Below are 21,410 nucleotides of genomic sequence, written 5' to 3' on the forward strand. Positions count from 1 at the left end.
CCCAGTTGGACAACCTCACGCTGGCACGGAAAGAGGGCTGGCGCAGCTTCGTCGATACCCCGGACCGAGTCCCGCCGGAACCCTTGACCCGCCGCGCAATGAAGGCACTAGGGGAAGACGCGTTCGAGGACTACAACCGACAGCGCCGGATATGGCACGCCAACCTCGGACCGATCAAGACGCCGCAGCTGGCGGAGCTGCACGAAGACCTGTGGGACATCGTCGACAGCAACCTCCAGCACGGCGACAAGGCCAAGGGTGCCGTCGCGATCGATGCCTTTCCCGGACTCGGCAAAACCACGTCGGTACTGGCATTCGCGAGGGAGTACCACCGACGCGAAATCAGAGGCGCAGGATCGAAAACCCTTGCCGGACACGAGCGTTGGCCAGTCTGCCGGGTGGGGCTGACTGGAAACACTGGAATGCGTGACTTCAACCGGGCGATGTTGTCATTCTTCGCCCACCCAGGTGACTCTCGTGGCACCGCAGCTCAATTCGCAGATCGCGCGATGGATTGTGTCCTGGCCTGCGAGACGCGCATCCTGATCGTCGACGACCTGCACTTTCTCCGGTGGCGAAACTCCTCTGGAGTGGAGATCAGCAACCACTTCAAATACATCGCCAATGAGTTCCCGGTTACGTTGATCTTCGTCGGAGTCGGCCTCGCGGCTCGTGGGCTCTTCTCCGAAGGGTCGTCCTACGACGACGCAGTACTCGCCCAGACAGGGCGCCGCACAACGAAACTGGACACCCGGGCGTTCACCATCGACACCACCGAAGGCCGACGCGAATGGCGCCGAATGCTGCTGGCCATCGAAAAGCGAATCGTGCTTGCGGACAAGCATCCCGGCATGCTCGCTGATGACCTGTCCGACTATCTTTTTGCCCGCTCCACTGGGCATATTGGCTCGCTGATGACCTTGATCAACCGAGGCTGCCAACGCGCTATACGCAGCGGCGTCGAACGTCTCGATCGTGTGCTGATGGATCGGGTGAAGAACGACAATGCGTCGGAGCAGGCCCGTAAAGAACTCGACATGGCATTCAGCTCCGGTCGGCTCACCACCCGAGTCGCCACCGACAGATGATCGAGATCCGCACGCTGCCGATCCACATTGCACCGATACCCGGCGAAGCGCTCGATTCCTGGCTAGAGGCCCTCGCATCTCGATTCGACACCACGCTGGCCGACCTTCTGATCGCGATCGGTCTCGCGCGGCCGGACACCTCGCAACGATCGGGATGGGTCATACAGCTCGATCCTGATGAAACGACGGGGATCCGCACAGCGACAGGCATTGATTCCGATGTGCTCGACGCCATGACCCTCGCGAAATTCGACGGTGCCGCACTGCGACTCGATACCGCGAATCGCGCCGTCCACCGCGCATTCCCTTGGGGTCGTGGACGGGGCTCCCGATACTGCCCGGACTGCCTCGGCTTTAGTGGCGGCCGATGGCAACTCACATGGCGTCTGGGCTGGTCATTTGCTTGTTTGGACCACCGCTGCCTGCTTGCTGATGCCTGCCCTGAATGCGGTGGAGTTCCCCGTCGCCGTCCCCACCCGGGTGATCAGATCCCGCGGCCGGGTCGTTGCGCAAATCCTGCCAGCGACGCGCTAGGCAGAGGGGCGGCCCGCTGTGGTGCCGACTTGACCACCACGGCAGTCACTCGGTTCCGTGAGAACCACCCCGTTCTGGAAGCACAACGAATCGTCAACGCCGTCATCGACTCCCGCACAGCAGCATTCGGGGTCTACGGTATCGCCCCACACCCACGTGTATCCGTGCTGGCCGACATCCGTGCTGTGGCGGGGCGCATACTCGGCTACGCAACCGATGACCAGCTTGCGCGTGTAGTCCCACAGGATCTACTCGCCGCTCATCAGGATGCTGCCGCGAAATCCATTGTCCGATCAGGGCCGTCATATCCAGAGAGCCGTCCTGGGCTCGCCGCACCAGCCCAAGCCGCAATAGCCGCGACTGGTGTGACTGCGGCCATGACAATTCTCTCGACCCCTGACATCGCCGCAGCTGGACAGGCGATGCGCTGGCTTGTCACCAGTGCTCGCGACAGCGGCCTTGCCGTCAGCGCGACGAACATCGGATGGGGCAGTCGCACGAGCCCCACCCTGACCGCAGTACAGTTGGCGGCCCTCGCCCCGCTGTTGGATCTCAGCGATCAATTGCGCTACCGCACAGGCGCAGCGATGCCCCAGCGCCCGCCCAAAAGGTCCGCACGTGTCGATCGGCTCGTCCACAGGATACCGGCCACACTGTGGCCGGCGTGGTCGCTGCGATTCGCGATACCTCAGTGCCACCGACGAACCCTTCAGTCGTGTCTGTCGGCAGCGATTCTGCTTGTCGGCACCCGTCTACGGCTGCCAGAGGCAGCGGAGTACTTTGGTGGCCAGATTGACGGGCCCACCCTGTCGCGCGTACTGCAACTATTGGCGAACCATGCCGAGTGGATTGATATTCGCGCGGCACTCACACGGATATCTGATCATCTCGCCGACATAGAAGTCCCGATCGACTACCAGCGGCGTCGGAAGATCGACTACACAGACCTGCTACCCGACCACATCTGGGCGGCCGCCTGCCGCGATACCGGCACACCCGGACCGACCGCAGCACGAGCCCTGATCGCGCGCTGCTTTCTGTTCGGCCAACTCAGCGGACTACCGGCAGATACCGCACCATCCGCACCGAGTACCAACGCTTTTCGCACCAAGACTGCCGACTTCGCTCGAACTCTCACACCCGAGTTGAGGGCAGCACTGCATGAACATGCCGCGGAATTCCTTGCACACCCACGCATCCGCCGCGAACCCGTCATCTGGCACCCCTCAACCAGTGTCCTCAACGGGCTACGTCTGCCCGGACCTGATCCCGACGCGGTCGACATCACCCGTCTGCATCAGCTGATCCGTCAGGAAGATCTCTCACTGGGCAAGGCTGCCGCCGCTATTGGAACCACGCTCGATACTGTCCGATATCTTTTGGAAACCAATCCTGCGCCTGCACAGCAACCTGCGACAGCTGACGAGGCACGGGCCCGAGGGCGGGCCTCGTTGGCCGCCAGACTCGCACTCACACCGGAGCAATTCGCCGACCTCTATCAACGTCAGCGAATCAGCTTGCGAGACATCGCTGCTCGCGTCGGCGTAAGCCGCCAGGTCCTCGCAGGTCTTGCCCGCGACTATCAGATCCCGCTGCGCGAGCCTCGGCAGTTCGCGAAGATCCAAATCGACCGTGACTGGCTCTACGACCAATATGTCAACCAGCGAAGGACACTGCCCGAACTTGCCGATGAGACCGGCATGAGCATCGCCAACATGGCTCGCTGGGCCAAACACCACAACATCCCGACTCGACCGCGGGGAGGCCCCAGCCACTCCGCGAGCCTCCGGGCGAGCCGGGAGGCAGCCGCAGCGCCGATCAACCTGCAGCCAGCTCTGGCAGGAATCGGCGGCTGGGAACGGCTACGCCGTTTCGCCGCCGCCGTCGACTACCCCACACTCACGGTGGCTGGCCAAACCCTCGGAATCAACCCATTCACCCTCATTAACCAGATCAATCGACTCGAACAAGACCTCGGTGGGCCTCTGCTCAATCGCGCCGAACGCAATCGGCCGATGACGACTACATCGCTCGGAGACGAAGTGCTGGCGGCTATCGAGGTCGCTGCCCGCGATCACCGATGAGCGGCCGTGGCGCCGAAAACGATCTCATCCCAGCTTCGCCTGTGTAGGTGTGCACTGCGGTGAACCCGCTGGCGGTCGCGGCGCGACCGCCAGCGTTGAAATCCTGCCTCTGCAACAAGACTCGGTCAGGCTGCGCGCAGTCCTGCAGCGTCTTTCCGGAGGTCGGCGCGACGGCGAGTCTCGCTCTTGGCACGCTCACCGCGTCGCAGTTCGTCATTCTCGACACGGATCCAGCCCTGGGTTACCAGCCACTCTTGCTGGGCACGAGCGTCGTAGGTGTTGAAGAACAACGGGATACCTTTCGCATCGGTTGCCGATGCCGCGATATCGGCCCAGGACGGACTGCGATCGTTGTGCAAGCGCCGGTGGATGCCGATGTATCTGGCCACGAGGAAGCCGATGGTATGGGCGGGTTCTTGCGAGACGTGGTCGCCGAAGAAGTGGATGTGGAAGCGCCGGCCCGGAATCAGCGAGCGCGGAGTGTGATTCGATGCGATCCATCCGGCACGCTCGAGAAGCGAGAACATGGGTTTGCGGGCCAGCCGGTATTCGGGCACGCTGCCCCAGATTTCGGTCCACCAGCTCGCGACCCTGTCGTCTTGCCACGCTTCCTGCCATGTCGGTCCCACCCGGTTGGCGATCCAATGCATGGCGATCGTCGAGGACAGCACTTCCCCCAGCGAGTCCAGGTGAGCGCGGACGGTCGACTCGATCCGTTTCATTTCTGCGATGGATTGCGCGTGGGTTTCCCGGGGGTGCGCATTGGGTGGGTTGGTCCTGGCTGCGGCGAGCGCGCCCGGGGTAGGTACCTGTCCAGCTCTGAGTAAGTCGAGCACGGTTTCGGCGACCGCATCGACGCACTCAGACAGGTTCAGCGGCTCGCGCTTGGCAAAGCCGTATCGGTCCGGGTCGACGGCCCGCGACAACCGCACGAGCGCGTCCGTGTCTCCGGCCAACTCGGTCACGGCCAGCCACGATTCGGCTGCTGGGTCGGCGCCGTCATGGCGCCCTTTCAATATCACTGTGGACAATGCTCGAGCTCCGATCTCGTGTGAAGGTGGGCGTTCACTCGGTGCGAGCAAGGCAGAGCTGCCACGCGCCGAGCTCGGGTTACACGGGCCGAGGAATGGTCCGGTCGAGAGGGCCGCACGTGGCGATCGAGTCGAGCATAGTACGACGTTTACGCATGGGATGGAAGCGCCTAGGACGATTACGCTCTGGATCATTACGCGCGGGACGTTTTTGCTTGGCTCGATATGTCCAGCCCAGGCAAGCCCCCGCTCAATCCGACCGCTGCGGCGTTCGGAGCGCGGGTGCGTGCGCGGCGCGCTGAGCTGGGGTGGAGCCAGGAGGTGGCCGCCCATGCGTGCGGGGTCCATTGGACCTATCTAGGCCAGGTCGAGCGTGGCCGGCGCAGCCCGCGGGTGGAGAACATCGTGAAGTTCGCCACCGGGCTGGGGACGACGCCAGGAAGACTCATGGACGGCCTGCCTGTGCCGTCGGCCGACGCAAACTGACGTCGGCGTCTTCTCTCCGACCCACCTGGCAACGTACCGATACCCAAACTGGTCGACTAACACGTAGATGTCTGTGCGTTTGGTGATGCACCGACCGAGACTGACTCGTGTCGAGAGAACGCTAGCTACCACCTGCAGGTTGCGAGACTATAGAAGTGTCGAACACAGCACGAGATAGCACGAGCCATGGTTCTTCCTGATTTGGTAGCAGGGGCAGAGGGTTACTCTGTCCTGCCGCCCGGCCGCTGGACCTGCACAAGGGACGAATTCAGGCAGCAGTTCGTCAACAACCTGCCGGACTCCACTCGCCGTAAACAGCTAACCGAGGACTTGGACGAATATCGGCGGCAGCAGCAAGCGTGTGGGCTTGTCGTGATGAGCTACTGGATAGACGGAAGCTTCGCTACTGCAAAGCTAAATCCGGGCGATATAGACATCACCGCCATCGTGGATGGCTCAGCATCTCAGTTCACGCCCGCAGCACGCGACTGGCTGAACCCCGGTCCTAGGTGGAAATCGCTGGCTCATCCGAATGTCGGCCGTACTCTGCTTGTGGACGGGTACTCCGTCGTTAAACTCCCTGATCAACACCCCGAAGCATGGGTGTACCACATGCTACGTGGCAAGTGGGATGACTTCTGGCAACGATGCAGGGCAACCGGTGAAGCGACAAGCAAGGGGTACGTGGAGGTGATGCCGTGGTGGACATAGATTCCGAGCTTTTTGCGCTCGACCGTGGGCTTGCAGCGTTCGCGGCGCGCCACCCCGAAACCGACGACTGGATGACCCAAGCGAACCGTGACTCGGCACGCGGCCTCCGTGACATGGTGCACGAAGCCTGGATGCCCCGACGCCGAGGAGTGATCGCACGGTTCCACGACGGCGCCGTTGCGGGGCATACAGGGCCTGCATATCAAATACTGCGAGCTGCTTATGAGTTCAACGACGCGGTGGTTGCGGTAGCAAACTTGATGCTGGACCGGCCGTATTCAACAATCACCGATTCGGTACGGAAGCGTTTTGGCCTGCTGATGCGCCCACTACTGGCTGGCTCGGTCGAAATCGACCTTGTTTGCCCTCTGCCTGGCATCGATGAGGCGATGCAACTCCCCGGGGAATCTCCTGGTCAAGCAGTCATGCCGGAACTGGAGAGGCTTGAGTCTCACACGGGCGAAGCCCTGAACCGCGTACTCAGCGTGCTACGGCAGTCTGCCAACGGGCCTTCAACCGTGTCCGAACACACAGACCAGATCGGGGCGGACGGCTGGCGCAAGCTGGCTCGTCTCGCTGGCCGCTGTGTTGATGCCGACTTCACGATCGACTTCTCATCGCGAACCGAGCCTGCCGAGCGGTTCTCGTTCGCTCCACCGCACGCAACGCAGTTGAAAACCTTCATCAAAGAGCGCTCGCTGACTGCTACAGAGGTTACCTACTACGGCCTCTGGCAGACCGCCAGCAGCGTACGAACGTGGTTCGACCTCCAGACGCCTACTGGCCAACGCATCAGCGGCACGCTGCCGACCAACCTGGTCGACGCATCAATGAAGGCTCTCGATCAACAGGTTCGAGCCATCGTGCGAGAAGAAGCAGATCCAGATAAAGACCAGGTAACGAAGCGGACTCTTGTTTCTCTGGAACTAACGGGACCGGGGCGGCATCGAGGACTCCCTCCACGTTGAACACTCCCGCAGTGCGCCCGTAATTGCGAGATGCGCCTGGGCTACTGGTATGTGCTCCTGTTCGAGCTGAAGCTCTCGACCAGTCTCGTTGTGGAATCTGTTGAGCCTCACGTAGAGGTCGACCTCGCCACCCTCAAGTCCGATCGGTACCTCGTCGGAATCCATTTGGGTGTCGGTTTCATGCTGCGCAGATGGATAGGCGTCGAGCGTGGTTCCGTCCATCATCACCGCGTGAGCGCGAATGCCGGCACGGCGAACCGTGGCGAGGATCGCCAGTCCGGCGCGGTCGATGTCGCCCCAGTAGAGGACACATGCCGCGGCATGAACCCAGCCGAGCGCCGCGAGAAGCGGTGCACCTGAACCGAGACCGCAGATTATGGCCACGCCGGGAAGTTCAGTGGGCAGGGTGTGGCCGAGTTCGAGGTTCTCTACGACGAGTACTGCGGAGGGGCACAAGGTGCTGCTGTTGAGAATCGGAATGGTTGCATCGAACCGCAGTAATCCCGCTGCCTTCGTGCGGAGGTGCGGGCATGCCAGGGTCACGCGCAGGGGGATGTCTTTGCCCTTCAGACCAATGTGGTTGAAGAGCCGAGTTAGCGGGTCACCGAGCGTACGGTCGTTGGGCACGCCGAGCATGGCGCCCAGCACTGTGGCGTTCCTCTCGATCCACTTGCTGTGCACACCGGGGATGGCCAGTTGCCGAACCATCGTGGCTTCGCCGACTCCGATCGTGGTGAGGTGGTTCACGACTGCGACCGCGTTCGTCCAGTCCTTGCCGTCGAACGCGGCGATTGTGCGAGCGTTCTTGATGGGAATCATGCTGATGTCGTCCCACACCACTCCCGCAAGACTGACGGCCTCCTGGAGTCGTTGTTCGGCAATCCGGTAGCTCGCCGCCACATCGGGCGCAACAACAAGGGCCTCTTCTGGACCTTCAATCTCCCAGACAGTGGGCAGAAAATGGGCGCCCAGCCCGCGCGCCCGGCGGGACTCTGTTGCAGTGATGCCGGGTATGCGCGCATTGTCGATGGCCGCTTGCCAGGTGCCAGCCCAGTTCGTTACGCCGATGACGTCGTTGTCGAATTCTGTACCCTTGGGCGCGCCCAGGCCGATTCGCATCGGCCATCTCCGTTTGCCGAGCAACCACACCAACCACTGTGTCCGACAGCGTTGTTGCAGCTCTGCAACGGCAGCCTCAACGGTAAGCATTGGTCGACACCCCGGTCTTGGACGCAGCTGTCAGGCTGTGTCCTATATCGGCGAACTCAGTGACGGTCACCGTCCGGACTGATGCGACCGGATCCTTTCCAGGCTGGTCTCGCTTGGAGACCATCGCCACGCTGTCGATGTAAGGCTGAATGATTGTCGTGTTCTGGACGGTGGCGACGATAAGCAGCTGAAACCCGAACTTCCGGAAAGCCGACAATGCCTGCTGAGCGAAGACCGGATCAGACTTTGAGAATGCTTCATCAAGCATCAACTGCGAAAACACTGGCCGGTTGTCCCCGGTCTCGGGATCAGCGAGATTGAAGCTCAGTGCTCCAGCCAGGCAGAACGCCATCAGCTTCTCCTGCTCGCCTCCGGAGTTGGCGCCGGCGTTGCTGTAGGTGCGGATCAAATCACTTGTCGTCGCTTCGCGTTCGGCGCAGTAGAGAGTGAACCTGTTACGAACATCAAGGGCATCACGGGTCCATTGCCGGGCTTCTGGGGTCTCGGCGGACAGGAGGTTGCGTAGTTCGAGGATGTCGCGGTACTGGTCGTGTATCGCGTGTTGATCTCCAGCCGAGACCGCTGCGGCCCGACCCGAGATTCGGCGAGCTCGATCGTTGAGGTCGGTGACAGCAGCCAGCTTCTTGATGTCGGCGTGCAGCGTCAGCCGTGTGCCGCGGTTGAACTCCACCGAGCCCAGTCCGAGGTTGACCCTGGCGACCTGATCCTCGATACGCTGGGTCTCTTCCTCTGCGAGCTGGTAGAGCCGTAGCGCTGCTGTGGGAGCCTGTTCGGTGATCAACCGGAGCATGCGGTCATAAGCTTGGGGCAGCTCACGGCTGTCGATGCGCTGGCACAGGGCGACATAGTCGTGGATCTTCTCGTCGAGATCGTCGCTGCTGTTTGGGATGTCGTCTGGGAACTGTGCGTCGAACTGGCTGACGATACGCTGCAGCTCACCAAGCGATCTGCGCACCGCTTCTCCCAGTTGCCTCTGGTCCTTCTCGATCAGCGCGACGAGAGCCTGCCGATATGGCGCCGGGACGACAACATCCAGCGACACGGATAGTTGCGGCAGGTAGTCGTGCAGCGTGGTGCGGGCTTGGGGTCCTACGACACCGGGATGCAGCGTGTCCTGAAGTTCCAGCAACTGGGTGCGGCGAGCGTCGTGGGTAATTTCTCGCTCATCGAGGATGACGATTCGCCCCGACAATGCGTTGATGCCCTTCAGGTAGTCGCCGGCCTGCTTCTGAAGGTTGGCCAGGTCGGGGTGCTCGGCTTCGAATTGGTCGAGCTGGTTCTGCAGCCTTTGCACTTCACCGTCAGCACTGTCGGCGTCGACATCGCGGTAGTGCTCGAATCCGGCGCTGAGCCGCCCCCATCGTTCTTTCTCGGCGCCGAGGGATTCGATTGTGGTGTGTAGGCCGGTGACCGCCTCGTCACTGGCCTCGAACTCCGCTGTGGCGTGACCCAGCTCCTCACGCAGCGCAGCGATCTTGTGTTCGATGTTGCCTTGGTAAATGTATTGCGAGGCGGGGATCTCTCTGCGGTCGTCCTTGACGGCGCGGAGCTCACTTTCTTGGCGCAGACCCTCGATCGTCACGGCTCGACGGTGCCGGCGGAACTCGTCCGGACCCCCGACACGGGTGTAATCGCCCGCCTTGGAGATCACCTGCGCTGCGGTCCTGGCACATTCGTGGTCGCGGTCGATCACCTGTAGGCATTCGGCAAGCGTGCCTGTCTGTGGCTGGCTGGGCTGGCGGTCGGCGCCTTGAACGTGTTCGATCCGGATCAGCCCTCGCATGTTGTGGTCGTTGACGTAATGCAACACGGCGCGGTGGTGTCGGTCAGGAACCAGGAGTACCAAGCCCGCAGTGCGTAGTACCTTCTCCACTGCTTTGCGCCACATCGCGTACTGCGGCTCGAGGTCCATCAGCTCGCACACGTAAGGAAGGTGTTTGGACGAGACGCCCAGCGCCTGGGCGATTTCGGTGCGGATTCGATCCTCGTTAGCGGGCACTGTCGTTCGAAGAAGCTCGACCCGTTTGAGTTCCTTGCGCGAGGAATTCATCTGGTCCTCTGCCGCGCGCCGGCGAGGACCTTCCTGGTCGGTCAATCTGTGCTGCAATGCCTTGATCTCAGCGGTGATCCTGGTCGATTCCGCATGGCTGTACGACCGCATGGACGCGAAATCGGCGGCGTTGTCGACCGGCGGGTAGCCCATGTCCAAAAGTAGTTCGTCGTAGCGGGTACGTTGGCGTCCAACCTTCTCGGCATAGTCACTGGCCTGGGCTAATTCGGCGCGCAGAGACGGCAGATCGCCACCGGCGGAGGCGATCCTGGCGGTGAGCACGTCGCGTTTGGCGGTCAGGATGTCGCGTTGGTTGGACAACTCCTGGCGCTCGGCGCCGATCCGTTCGATCTCGGTGTCGAGTCCTAAGACTTCGGGCTCAATCTGCGCCAGCCGCTGCTCGTCGACCCAGTCGCGCACCATCTGTTGGTCGATGATGTCGATGCTGGCGAGTTGAGCACCTTCAGTGACGTAACGATCGTGTATGTCTTCGACATCGCCCAAAACACCGCGCTTCTTCTGGGCGACGGCAAGGGCGTTGCGTGCATCGACCAGTGGAGTGATCTGGTTGACTGCGTCCTTGATCGAGGTGAACGACTCCGGGACGTCGAGCATGTAATCTCGCACGAACTGCTCAAGTCCACCAACACTTTTCAGTGACTTCGCTTTTCCGAGCAGTTGCAATGCCGCGGTCTGCCCCTGGATTCCAGTGGCGGCGTAAAGCCGGTCGAGGTACCAGCTTTCGTGATCGCGCCGACCCTGCCAGCCGGCAGATTCGAAGACCGCCTTCGCATAGCCTCTGTCGCGCCAGGTGTTGCACAGGTCGAGGATGTCGGCGTCTTGTTTGATGAGGTGATAGGAACTCGAGGCGTCGGTATCCGCGCCCGCAGCCAACCATTTGAGGACCAGGCCGGTCACGATCGTGTCGTCGCTGCCGGTGTAGGTCACCGCGACGGCTGACCAGGCAGGTCCGGTTCCTCTGAGGAACATCGGCTTGGGGCGTTCACCTGGCTGCTGTCGCTCGCCCCACAGTCCACGAATGTACTTGTCGACAGTGCGCTTTCCGAGGTTGGAGCCGATCGCCGTGCTGTCGCTGGAGGCGTTGAAATTGCGGCGTTTGGCCGATAGGAAAGCCAGTGACACCGCGTCTAGCAGCGACGATTTGCCACTTCCTGATGCGCCGGTGATGAGTGTACCCGCCCGGCTGAACCGGATGTCGTGGTAGCCGTCGAAGACGCCCCAGTTGATCACCTGCAGCCGTGACAACCACACCTGTCGTTGTATCGCGCTAGTCGTCGCCACCGAGTTCCCGCTCCCCGTAGTCGTCGCTGTCGAGCGTGGACGAGCCTGGGGCGTCGTCTTGGGCCCGGCGCAGCAACTGGTCGAACTCCTTGCTCAGTTCATCGACCATCTGGCCGCTCATGATCGCCAGGATCACCGGGCTGATGGCGTAGCTGTCCTCGTCATCGCGAGTGCGCAGCAGGATCTGGGTTTTGTTGAGTTTGGTGATCGCCTCGTCGATACGGTTGCGCAGCATCGCCTCATCGCGATCTACGCGGTGGCGGACACTGCCGAACAAGTCTTGGATGTCTGCGCGGCTGATGATGACGTGTTCGTCATGGGACGTGCGGGCAATCTTGGCCAGATGCAAAGCCACTATGGAGGCGTATGTTCCGAGCGGTTCTCGACGAAGAACCTTGCGGCTGTGAGGATTCGGATTGTCGAGCAGAGCAGGCTCGACGTAGGCCACATCGAGGTCCTCGTGGATACGCAACCGCAGATCCAGTTCGCACAGGCGTGACGCCAGAACCTTGCGGTGCTCGATGAGCCACGACCACAAGTCAGGCTTGTCGTCCTTGGTGAGATAGCGGCGGGTGAGAAGATTCTGCAGCACCCAACACGCCTGGTTGGGCAGGCCGCTGCTGTCCCCGTCAAACCGCGGAGACGTCGTCGCCTCGGCGGTAGCAGCCAGGTCAACCTCGGGTAGATCGTCAAAGTTGAAGGCCCCCAAATGTGGCGTGCTCACAGGTCACTCACCGCCTCGACCGGCCTGCGGAACACCACACACGGCACCTCGATCAGGCACTGGCGTCCGTCGACGGATCGGAATCGGACCCGACGAGTATCCGCGGTAACCGCCGTGCCCGGATCCTGCTTGTCCGCCAACGCCCACAGCACCACCACGTCACCCAAGTACGGGTCGTCAATCATGCCGATGACCTCTGGCAACGGAATCGGCCCCATGGACACCGCTCTATTGACCAGCGCTGTTAGTGCAGGGATGTCGACCTGGGCGATGAGCCCGCTGAAGCCGCTGAGATCGTCAGACGGCGGCACTTCCTTGGCTGGCTTGGGCGGCGAGGGGTCCTGGATGTCGAACACCAACGCCCCGACACTGGTCACCGAAGACGGGCTGATCGGTAGTTCGGCACGGGTGGGTGAGTCCACCACCGCTTCACGTAGCAGCGCATGCCCAGTGGCCAGCGCCGCATTGATCTGTCGAGCCAGGCCGCGTGCCTGTTCGGCGGTGCCTGCGGCGAAGAACCGTTTGATCCGCAGTGCACAACGCTGCTCGACGCGGCCCACTTCCCCGATCTGCGCTGACACCCGCTGGAAGAAGTGCACCATGACATCGCGTAAGCCGGTCTCCAGATCAGGCAGACGCTCCACGACGGTGTTGATGTCCGAGCGCAGCCGCGCCCGCTGGTCGGGGTCCTGGACCATGCGGGTGAATGCGGCATACGAGGCCCGCTCCCGGGACACGAACAAGGCGTCGTAGTCGGTGAACATTCGCCGTGAGCGGTCGCGGAACTCGATGTCGGAGTCTTCAACCCCCTCAATGAGTTTAGTGGTGATGTCGTTCTGCATACCGCCGTAGCTGACTATGTCCGTGACGACCTGTTCCATGTTGTAGGCGATCGCCCGAGCCTCGTCGGCGAGATCCACCAGGTTGGGTTCAGGCCGGTGCCCCTTGTCCAGGTCCGTGAGCTGGCCGAACAGGTCCTCGATCTGAGCTTCAATCTCTACACGAAGCCGCGCCGGATCCTCGTCGAGCTGGGACGCGATCCGTTTGAGACCACTGGCGATGTGGACGATCGACCCACCCGTTGCGACGGTGTCACCGCGGCGCAGCTTCCGCAGGAACGCTAAGGCACTGCGGGCATCCTCGGTCAGTGAGCACACGTTCTGTGCGCCCTGCCCGGCGCCGTCGGAGACGCGGTTCAACCAGCCTGAACTCGCCCACGTCTTAATCAGACCCAAGCCGGTCTGCTCGGCCAGGCCGACCTCCTCCAGGTCGCGCTCCAGGCACAAAACGAGCTCGGGTTCAGCGACCTTGGCGCTCCCGTCCAGATGACGTTCCATCAGCGTGACGTATGGGGCAAGGTTCTTAGCTGCAAACAGTCGCACGGCAGCGACATCTTGCAAGGTCTTGTTCGACTCGAACAGATCCGCCAGAGGAGACGAAGTCATAAGTGCTCCCGCGCCAGCCAACTATCTGGACACATCATCGCTGTTAGGTCCGACAACGTTGCGGGGATCACGGGATGTATCTCGGCCGGATGCCGAGCGACCTACCCAAGTTCTAGGTGCGATGATGTCCAGGCAGTCAGTCTTCGGCAGCAACCGATCACGACACACGCGTGATCAGGATCGGCTTCGTCACCAAACCGATCCATCTGGACCATGCGGGCTCCAGCCCTGGAGGAATGGTTTTAGATCCTCCGGTTTTGGTTCTGCCAGGCCCGGCACTATGCGCGACAGCTGCAGGATAGGGTCCCGCGCGTCGACACTTCGCGCTGCCTCTTCGAGCTGCCGAAGGATGGCGTCACGGTCGGTTCCGGCATATTGTTCCGCAGCTTCTCTCGCCGCGGCGAGGAATCCTCGGTACTGGTTGACGGACTGCCATTCGTGGGAGCAATCCTTGAAGTGCTCCCACCGAGCATGCTCGAAGTATCGCTCTTTTGCGTCCGCCATCGCCGCTTCCCAGCGGCGGCGCCGGTCGGCCTTCTCACGCTCACGTTCCTGCTCCCGCCAGTCAGCGCGGAGCTTTTGGATCTCGAACGCTCGAAAGACCTGGGGGAGCTTGTCTTCGACAGTGACGGTCTTCGCGTCGCGATAGTGGTCACCGTTGTAGCTGCTTCCCGGCCCTTTGACTACCAGTTCGAGCTTGCCGGTACTGATGAACTCCCATCCACGGTATTGGATCCACGACGGCTGGATCTTGCGATGGTTCCACTGCCGCGGCTCTATCTTCGGCGCACCCCGGGCAGCAATCTCCTTGATCTGGAGGCCGTAGACCCCGGCTGGGGTCGCCAACGCCAAGTGGCACCTGCCCAGGTCGCGTGATCGGCGTTTCGCAGCGACAACCGGAGCCATTGCGTCGATCCCGCGGTCCGCAGCCGCAGTGGCGATGGCCTGCAGAATCCGAGCAGCGCGTGGGACGTGGTCGCTGCTGACGAACTGCCAATCCTTGTCGGCCACGAATGCCTTCACAGCCGGGTGATACTTCGCGATGCGCTCTGGAACAGAAACGGGTCGAGTCTCAACTAGATCATCGAAATGCTCTGTGAACACGATCGCTTTAGGACCTTGCCCCCATGCCCCGGTCGAGACCATCTCCAGTTTCTTACCTCTGGGCCGCGACTGGGACTTCAAACTCAGCGCAACAAGGCGCCTGTGAGATTCCTCGACCTCGCGATCCTGCGGAAGAACGAGGCAGTCACCTGCCTCCAGGACCCGCGCGATCAGTCGGTCCGCGTCCGCCTCATCCGGCAGCACCGCCGCTGGCGGCTCCGCATGCCACTTCCGACCCATGTCGGTAATCACAGCCGCCCAAGTACTTCCCTTCCCGCTGATTGTGACGAGCCCACGACGTTCCAGGGCCCGCGCAGTGATTCGGTGCTCAGGATCGCTGAAGACACCATCGGGGCACCCGTCAATGATCCATCCGAGAACATCGGCCTGCTTCTGGTTCAGCTGCGCGGGATTCTTACCCATCCGATCATCATTACTGGCAGGGCCATGCTCAACTGACGATTCCGAACAAGTGCAACAGATAGCCAACCACCCAGCGGAGCTGGTGACCGGTCAAGGCACAACGGTCTGACCCGTGTTGGGCCACTTGGGTATTCAACCGGCGAGCGGAGAACGTGGTGTTGCGGGCGTAGGAGCGTACCTCAGACTCATCCGCTACGACCGGACGCTGACGACAGTCAACGCGCTGCCACGCTGGATTCCCACTTAGGTGCGGTGGCCTCAGCGGCGAGGCGTGCTTGAGCCTTGCTCGCCAACCTGCACTCAGCCGTTCAGCTACTGTTGAGCTGCGAAAAGGCACTCGAACGGGGGTTCACGATGCAAGTCGACTACGGCAGAGCCGAGATCCAGGCGTTCAACCAGGCCGCGGGGACCGGACAACTGCAGTTCGACAAAGAAGCAGTTCGAGAGGCGGTTCGGGCCTATGACCTTCTCATTGACGGACTGGTAGCTGAGCAGCAAAACATCAAGAGCATCCTCAACCTTGCGGGTTTCGGTGGCTTCGGTTCAGCCCAGCAGCTGGCGACCGGGTTCTCGAACAAAGCCAATCAGCTGTTCGATGTGCTGACGCAGTTCATCGAAGGCGCGCTCCGGCTGCAGGAGGCGTACCTGCGAGCAGGCCAGATGTACGAGGAGGGGGACCAGAAGAACGCTGCCGCGTTGCGGTTCGTCGCCGAGTCCAATGGACTGAAGGCATGAAGCGTTCTGTTGCTGCAGCATGTTGCGGCGTCGCTGTCCTGCTGGCCTCGGCGTGTGATAGCGAAACGTCGGGGGGCGATCCAGCGGAGAGCTCTGCAGCGCCGTCGTCAACTCAGCTGAAACTTGCCGTTTCGGTGCCGCCGGCTCCTGCCCAGCGAAACCAGGGCCGTAAGGATGTGACTTTCGATCCCTGCTTCAAGCTCGATGATGTGACGATCGAGCGAGCTGGATACGATCCGCGGACTCGTAGGCGCAAGGACTTCATCGCAGATGGCTACTCCGCGCTCGGATGTGAGTTCACTCGCAAAGAGCAGGGACTGTTGATGGGATCTTTGGTCACCTCGTCGTCGAACCTGACGCTCGATGAGTACAAAAATCGATACGCGAGCTCCGCAGCAACTACGTCGGTTGCCGGCCGCGAGGCTGTGACATATCAGCTCCCGGGCGACTCGACCAATACAACGTGCTTCTTGGCCATGAAGGCCACTGACGGGGTGCTCCAACTGCAACTCGACGTCAACAAGGCGCGGACTGCGGACCGGCCCTGCGATTTGATCCGGAGCACTGCTGAGTCCATCGAGCCGAGCTTGCCGCGCGCATAGGCATCACGTTCGTTCGGCAATCCCCAACTCGCTGCCGGTCGTCTCAGCGCAGTACAGCCTCGGTGGCTTGACGCATGTATGCCTCCAGGTCCTGGACCGCGTTCTTCATCGCGCCGCCGCGGTAGGTGTTCACGATGTTGAGTAGATCGCTATACAGAGTGCTCGTACTCTTTGAATCAACCAGCGCACGGTAGTCCTTGAGCCGTCCGTCCGGCTGGAAGAGGTTGTCGTATCGCGGGTCATGTGTGAGCAGGCCGTCGGCGTCTTGCAGCGTGCGTGCGATCTCGTAGACGGTGTGGGCAGGGTCGAGATCGTTGCTGACCGCTACCCGGGGGGCGACTTCCTTGGGATCCTTCGTTTGGTCTTTGGCTCGGTCCGCAGCCTCGGTATCGAGTCCTCGGGTCACGAGCCCTTTGAGTGTTCCTGCGTAATAGGCAAGTTGGAGTTCTGGGTTCTGTGGATCCGCCAGCCACGATCGGGTCCAGTCGGATTGCAGCTTGGCGATGGTTTCGACTGCTTGTCTGTTCAGGTCGAGTGCTGATGTTGCACCAGAGTCGATTACGGCAAAGACGTTCTGCGCCTTGGGTCGCTGGAGGTTACCGAGAGGATCAGGCGCGGTGAACCCTCTCGAAGCGACGAATTCCGGGCTGGCACCAGCAAGGTCACGCAGGTAAGGAGTGAAAGCCACCGCGAGACTCTGCACCAGCTCAGGATTGGCCTCGCCTACCGCACTGGTACGGGGACCGTCGACATTCAGCAATTTTGAAGAGTGATCGGCTACGTATCTGGCGAGCATCGTTGCGGATTCGCCCGCGCGGGTCGACGTCGCGGCGTCAGACGAGCCAGCGTCCGAGCCGATCCAGACGAACAGGTTGCCGACTGTCGAATCTTTGGTGTTCCAGCGATGACTCATCAACTGGTCCAGCAAGTCGTCGGACGTCACCCCTTGCGGCAAGCCGACCCCTCTCAACGCGTCGTGGACCGCGCCCTTGTCGACTACACCATTGGTCGACGCCTGGTCTACGAGCCGTTCGGCCGCAGTCAACGCAGCTGAACCACGTTCCGAGTTGCCACACCCGGACACAACTGCTGCCAGTAGTGCGGGAAGGAGAAGGAATCGAATGCGCGTCACCGGACGAGGTTCCTGCCTTCCGTGACTCTTTGCTGCATCACCTGCAGCGGATCTTGTAGCACGCCGCCTTGGTAGTTGTTCAGGATGTTGGTCAACGCTGTGTACACACCCACCTGATCACCATGTCGTTGACGAACGACAGCGTCGTAGTCCTTGAGCTTGCCGTCGTTGTCGAACAGGTAGTTGTAGCGGGGGTCGTGGGCCAGCACGCTGTCCTGAGCCTGGAGCACCTGCGCTACCTGGTAGTACTGGCGTGCTCCCGCCAGGCTGTTGTGCGTATCGAGGTTCGGTGTAGCGGGGTCGGGTGGTGTGGCGATTCCGATCAGGTTGTTCTTGAACTCGGTGTTGGTCGCATCGATCAGCGGTCCGGCGTAGGTACCGACGACCGGCACGTACTTGATGCCAGTCGATATCCCTGTTTTGAACGAGTCGTAAGCCTCACCCTTGTCGGCGAAGGTATGCGCCTTCTGGATGACGCCGTCCTTGGTCCGGTCGGCAGTTTCGAGATCCAAGCCGCGGTCGACCAGGCCGTTGATGATGCCCGATCGCACCGCCAAATCGTGGGCCGGATTGGCGGGGTCCTCAAGAACAGATCGTGTCCATGCCGATTGGAGGTCACCCGAGGTACTGAGGGCGGCACCGTTGAACTGGATCGCGGCCTGCTTGTCAGTGTCGACCACCGCAAAAATCTTCTGGGCAGCATCTCGAGACAGGCTGCCCTCTGAATCAGGCGGAGTGAATCCGTGCGTCGGAAGATACTGCTCCTGCACGCCGGCCAAGTTAGCTATATATGGACTCAGCGCCGTCGAAATACCTTGTACGGCACGCGGGTTGACTTCGCCAACGGATGCCGTGCCCGCACCGTCGAGGTTCATCAGATCTTTGGATTGGCTCGACACGAACTGCGCAAGGCCGGAAGCAGCTTGCCCCGCTCTGGTTGAAACGTCCTGGTTCGACGAAGTGGCGTCGTCGCCGATCCAGGAGACCAGTTGGCTAGCGACCTTTCCGTCGTCGGGCCAGTCGTGTTTCATGAGCGACTTCATCACATCGTCGCGTGGGTAGCCGTCGAAGCTCTGTCCCGGCACCCCCTTACCGAAGAGCTCGTCACCACCCTGGCCGGTGAGAATGGCGTGATTGGCTTCCTTGCTGTGGCTCCCGGCGTCGAGCAGGTCCTGGGCACTGGTCTCAGTCAGTCTGTAGAACTTGGCGGTGTCCTCGGAACGACCTTCGTAGTGGGTGTAGGCACCGTTCTCCAAAAGCCATGCCTGATGGGCAGATTGGCGGGTGAGTTCGACACCGAGTCGTTGACCGGGCTGGTATCCCTCGTCGGCGCTGTTGACGAAGTCGGCGAAGTTCGCCATGTCAGGGAGGTACTCCTCCAGGGTACCGTTACGGCCGTGCGAGGAAGTCCAGTCCGCGCGATAGTCGTCCGGCACTTCGCGGGTGTTCGCGTCCGGTGCGTCGGTGCTGAATCTCGGTCGGGTGCCGATGATTTCGCGGACTTCCGGGTTGAGTTTGTTCCAACTGCCGCGGTCGGTCGCGGCACCTTGAGGGTTCTTTGCCACGACGTGTTCGTTGGAGACGGTCATCATGCCATTGGCGAGGTACTGGCGTAGTTGCTGTGATTCCGGGGATCCGTTGGCGCGCAGCTGCTCCGACACCGCAAGGAGGCCGTCGCGCCCGGATTTGTCATATAAGCCGGATAGGTAGTCCATCGTGGAAGCTGGGACGGTGATGTCCTGGCCGTTGGCCAACGCCTGGAGTTGCTCGGGAGTGAGATTGGCCTGTGCTAGGCGAGCAGCGATACGGGCGGCTTCGGCGTCGGACAGTTTGCCATCGGAGATGTTCTCGCCGTCTTCGCGGCCGAGTTCTCCGGATAGTTCGCGCTGAGTTGTCCAGTCCGCCGGGCCTTTGGCGAAGATCCCGCTGCCGAGTTGGTCCCCGCGGGTGCGGACTTCTTCCCCGTTGGTGTTGATCGCTGTCATGACGTCGGAGATCGCACTGCTCAGGCTGTAGTAGGCCGAGTTGATAGCGTCTTGCAGCGCACGGGCACGATTCTGGATCGTTGTCAGCTTGTCCTCGGGCATGGGATCGGGGTACTGGACCTGAATCGCCCACTGGTCCAAGACCGTGAAAGAGGCACCTTCAGTGTGGTCTTGTTCTGCCTCGACGACCTTTCCGAGCAGGACGCGGCGTTCGTCGGACAGCCTGCCGTCAGCACTGCGGAGGGCGGTGATGAACTCGCGTACTTCGAAGGACAGTTTGCGTCCCTCGTCCTGGTCTTCCCCGATGCGGTCGTAGGCAGCGTCGTAGGCCTTCCCGGCCCACGCTCCGTTGAGGTTCTTGAAATGGTTGATCGCGCGCTCGAGCTGGGCTGTGTACGCCTGGTCGCCTGATTCGATGCGGCCTGCCCAATCCGATAGCGCCGAGGTACGCCAGTCCTCGACCTCTCTGCGGGTCGGCATCAGCGGTCCTTATCGTGGAACGACATCGCCTCGAGCCGCCGCTTGAACGACTCGTCTGTGGCGTTGATATCGGCGGCAGTGTTCTGGACTGCGGTCGCGACCGAGCGGAAGCGGTCAGCGACCTTGAGCCAGGCGTACTCGGTTGATTCACCGGCCTTGGCGCAGGCATCAGGGATCGGGCAGCCCGGAAGCGCGGCCTTGATGTCGCCGACTGCAGCGCGGATCTCGATGTCGTCGATCTTCTGACCTACATCACCAAGGACTGTCGCCAATGAGTTCATCTGGTCGATGTCAGCCTTCAACAATCCCACGTGGATCCCCCTGGATTCGAGCGTTTCCTCGGCCGGTCCTGCCTCAGAACCTTAAACCGGCGCCTCGTACCGGCGCCAACAGCACAACGTCTCTGCGGCTACGGCCAGCCGCCATCAAACACTCTGACCTGCATGGATGCCGACCTTTCGGGCAACAACCACTTCTGACGAGCCAGGCCGGTTACCTCGAAATGTTAGGCTCCGATCAGCGAACGAAGGGGGACGACGTTGCAAAGCATTCTCAGCATCCTCGGCCTCGGGGTTCCACGTTGAGCGGCGAGGGTCAGCCGCCCCCGAAGGTCGGTGATGCGTTCATCGAAGATCTGCTCGGAGTGCCGGGCGGACTGGCGCAGCAAAGGGCCACCAACTCCCAGCAGCAGGTGCGCAAGAACGATGAGCAGCTCGGCCGCAGTGAGGTTGATCCTTCGTACGTGACGACTCCGGACCCGCCACCGGAAACGATGACGCACCAACAGATTTGGGATGCCGCCCAAGCGCTCGATCAGCAGGCGCTGTGGAACCTGGTCACTGGCTGGGCACAGTCCTCGACCCGGGTAGCGAACTTGTTCCAGTTCAACAAGATCGGCGTCGACCGCGCGATGCAAGGCAAATGGGAAAGCGCAGGCGCAGATGCCGCCCGCGCAGCATCCCACAAATTCGCCAAGGCCGGCGAGGACGTGGGTCACGTCGCACAGTCGGTCGGAATGCGATTAGACGCCTTGTTCTACTCGGCGCAAGCGCTGGCTGCGGCGGTGCCGCCCCCTACAGTTACTACCAGCCCAGATCCAGATAATCCTGCGGAGTCGGTCCTGCCCGGACTGATCAGTGGCGAGAAGGATCGAGCTGACAGCGAAGCTGCGATCCAGGCTCGCAATCAGGCGATCGCGGCGGTCAAGAACATCTACCTGCCGGTCTTCCCTCCATCAGGCGAGAACGTACCCGCGTTCAACCCGCCACCCGTCGTCAACGGCGACAACACGAATCC

17 protein-coding genes are annotated in these 21,410 nt (G+C 61.7%); 7 read left to right on the top strand and 10 right to left on the bottom strand.

From position 1 onward, the window contains the following. Positions 1-5 precede the first annotated feature (5 nt). Together TY25_RS22850 and TY25_RS41820 are read left to right on the top strand one after the other, a co-directional pair. Positions 6-1,088, top strand: coding sequence for an ATP-binding protein (locus tag TY25_RS22850; protein ID WP_226887124.1), 1,083 nt, complete (start codon positions 6-8; stop codon positions 1,086-1,088). Then, positions 1,085-3,706, top strand: coding sequence for a TniQ family protein (locus TY25_RS41820; RefSeq protein ID WP_081869030.1), 2,622 nt, complete (start codon positions 1,085-1,087; stop codon positions 3,704-3,706). The genes TY25_RS22850 and TY25_RS41820 overlap by 4 nt, the downstream gene beginning before the upstream one ends. A gap of 125 nt (positions 3,707-3,831) precedes the next feature. On the opposite strand, the gene TY25_RS22870 is transcribed toward TY25_RS41820, so the two are convergent. Beyond that, a complete protein-coding gene (locus TY25_RS22870) occupies positions 3,832-4,671 on the bottom strand; it encodes a hypothetical protein (protein WP_042259086.1) in 840 nt (279 codons plus the stop codon). 291 nt (positions 4,672-4,962) lie between these two features. Between TY25_RS22870 and TY25_RS22875 the strand changes: the two genes are divergently transcribed. From TY25_RS22875 to TY25_RS42820, 3 genes are all read left to right on the top strand, one after another. Next, positions 4,963-5,223 carry a helix-turn-helix domain-containing protein gene (locus TY25_RS22875; protein WP_042259087.1) on the top strand — a complete coding sequence of 87 codons (261 nt, stop codon included), beginning with the start codon at positions 4,963-4,965 and terminating at the stop codon, positions 5,221-5,223. A 186-nt stretch (positions 5,224-5,409) separates the two neighbouring features. Then, positions 5,410-5,934 (top strand): DUF6932 family protein, encoded by a 525-nt coding sequence (locus tag TY25_RS41825; RefSeq protein WP_081869031.1) that lies wholly within the window; start codon positions 5,410-5,412, stop codon positions 5,932-5,934. Further along, positions 5,922-6,902: a hypothetical protein gene (locus tag TY25_RS42820; protein ID WP_146154112.1), complete on the top strand. Its 981-nt coding sequence runs from the start codon at positions 5,922-5,924 to the stop codon at positions 6,900-6,902. The genes TY25_RS41825 and TY25_RS42820 overlap by 13 nt, the downstream gene beginning before the upstream one ends. Here TY25_RS42820 and TY25_RS22880 read toward each other — a convergent pair. The 5 genes from TY25_RS22880 to TY25_RS22900 form a co-directional block, all read right to left on the bottom strand. Continuing rightward, positions 6,861-8,111, bottom strand: a complete 1,251-nt coding sequence (locus TY25_RS22880) for a Wadjet anti-phage system protein JetD domain-containing protein (protein WP_081869032.1) — start codon at positions 8,109-8,111, stop codon at positions 6,861-6,863. The two genes, TY25_RS42820 and TY25_RS22880, sit on opposite strands and share 42 nt — an antisense overlap. Continuing rightward, entirely contained in the window at positions 8,098-11,484 is a 3,387-nt protein-coding gene (locus tag TY25_RS22885) for an ATP-binding protein (protein WP_042259089.1), read from the bottom strand. The genes TY25_RS22880 and TY25_RS22885 overlap by 14 nt, the downstream gene beginning before the upstream one ends. Beyond that, positions 11,471-12,208 (bottom strand): DUF4194 domain-containing protein, encoded by a 738-nt coding sequence (locus tag TY25_RS22890; RefSeq protein WP_052383126.1) that lies wholly within the window; start codon positions 12,206-12,208, stop codon positions 11,471-11,473. Before TY25_RS22890 ends, TY25_RS22885 begins: the two co-directional genes overlap by 14 nt. Then, positions 12,205-13,653: a DUF3375 family protein gene (locus TY25_RS22895; RefSeq protein ID WP_042259090.1), complete on the bottom strand. Its 1,449-nt coding sequence runs from the start codon at positions 13,651-13,653 to the stop codon at positions 12,205-12,207. Before TY25_RS22895 ends, TY25_RS22890 begins: the two co-directional genes overlap by 4 nt. 189 nt (positions 13,654-13,842) lie before the next feature. Then, the gene (locus TY25_RS22900; protein WP_042259091.1) at positions 13,843-15,180 is read right to left on the bottom strand and encodes a hypothetical protein; all 1,338 of its coding nucleotides are present in this window, start codon (positions 15,178-15,180) and stop codon (positions 13,843-13,845) included. A gap of 282 nt (positions 15,181-15,462) precedes the next feature. On the opposite strand from TY25_RS22900, the gene TY25_RS22905 reads away from it, so the two are divergent. Together TY25_RS22905 and TY25_RS22910 are read left to right on the top strand one after the other, a co-directional pair. After that, positions 15,463-15,915 (top strand): hypothetical protein, encoded by a 453-nt coding sequence (locus TY25_RS22905; RefSeq protein WP_052383127.1) that lies wholly within the window; start codon positions 15,463-15,465, stop codon positions 15,913-15,915. Next, a complete protein-coding gene (locus tag TY25_RS22910; RefSeq protein ID WP_081869033.1) occupies positions 15,912-16,517 on the top strand; it encodes a DUF3558 domain-containing protein in 606 nt (201 codons plus the stop codon). Before TY25_RS22905 ends, TY25_RS22910 begins: the two co-directional genes overlap by 4 nt. 43 nt (positions 16,518-16,560) lie before the next feature. On the opposite strand, the gene TY25_RS22915 is transcribed toward TY25_RS22910, so the two are convergent. From TY25_RS22915 to TY25_RS22930, 4 genes are all read right to left on the bottom strand, one after another. Then, positions 16,561-17,649: a hypothetical protein gene (locus tag TY25_RS22915; protein ID WP_146154111.1), complete on the bottom strand. Its 1,089-nt coding sequence runs from the start codon at positions 17,647-17,649 to the stop codon at positions 16,561-16,563. Further along, complete coding sequence (locus TY25_RS22920) at positions 17,646-20,114, bottom strand: TPR repeat domain-containing protein (protein WP_042259094.1); 2,469 nt, start codon at positions 20,112-20,114, stop codon at positions 17,646-17,648. Before TY25_RS22920 ends, TY25_RS22915 begins: the two co-directional genes overlap by 4 nt. Beyond that, entirely contained in the window at positions 20,114-20,425 is a 312-nt protein-coding gene (locus tag TY25_RS22925; RefSeq protein WP_042259095.1) for a hypothetical protein, read from the bottom strand. Before TY25_RS22925 ends, TY25_RS22920 begins: the two co-directional genes overlap by 1 nt. Positions 20,426-20,619: 194 nt before the next feature. Next, the gene (locus TY25_RS22930) at positions 20,620-21,111 is read right to left on the bottom strand and encodes a hypothetical protein (RefSeq protein ID WP_042259096.1); all 492 of its coding nucleotides are present in this window, start codon (positions 21,109-21,111) and stop codon (positions 20,620-20,622) included. Positions 21,112-21,410: the final 299 nt, after the last annotated feature.

Source organism: Nocardia brasiliensis NBRC 14402 (genome assembly GCF_000308475.2).
In the GTDB taxonomy this organism is placed as follows: Bacteria; Actinomycetota; Actinomycetes; order Mycobacteriales; family Mycobacteriaceae; genus Nocardia; species Nocardia brasiliensis.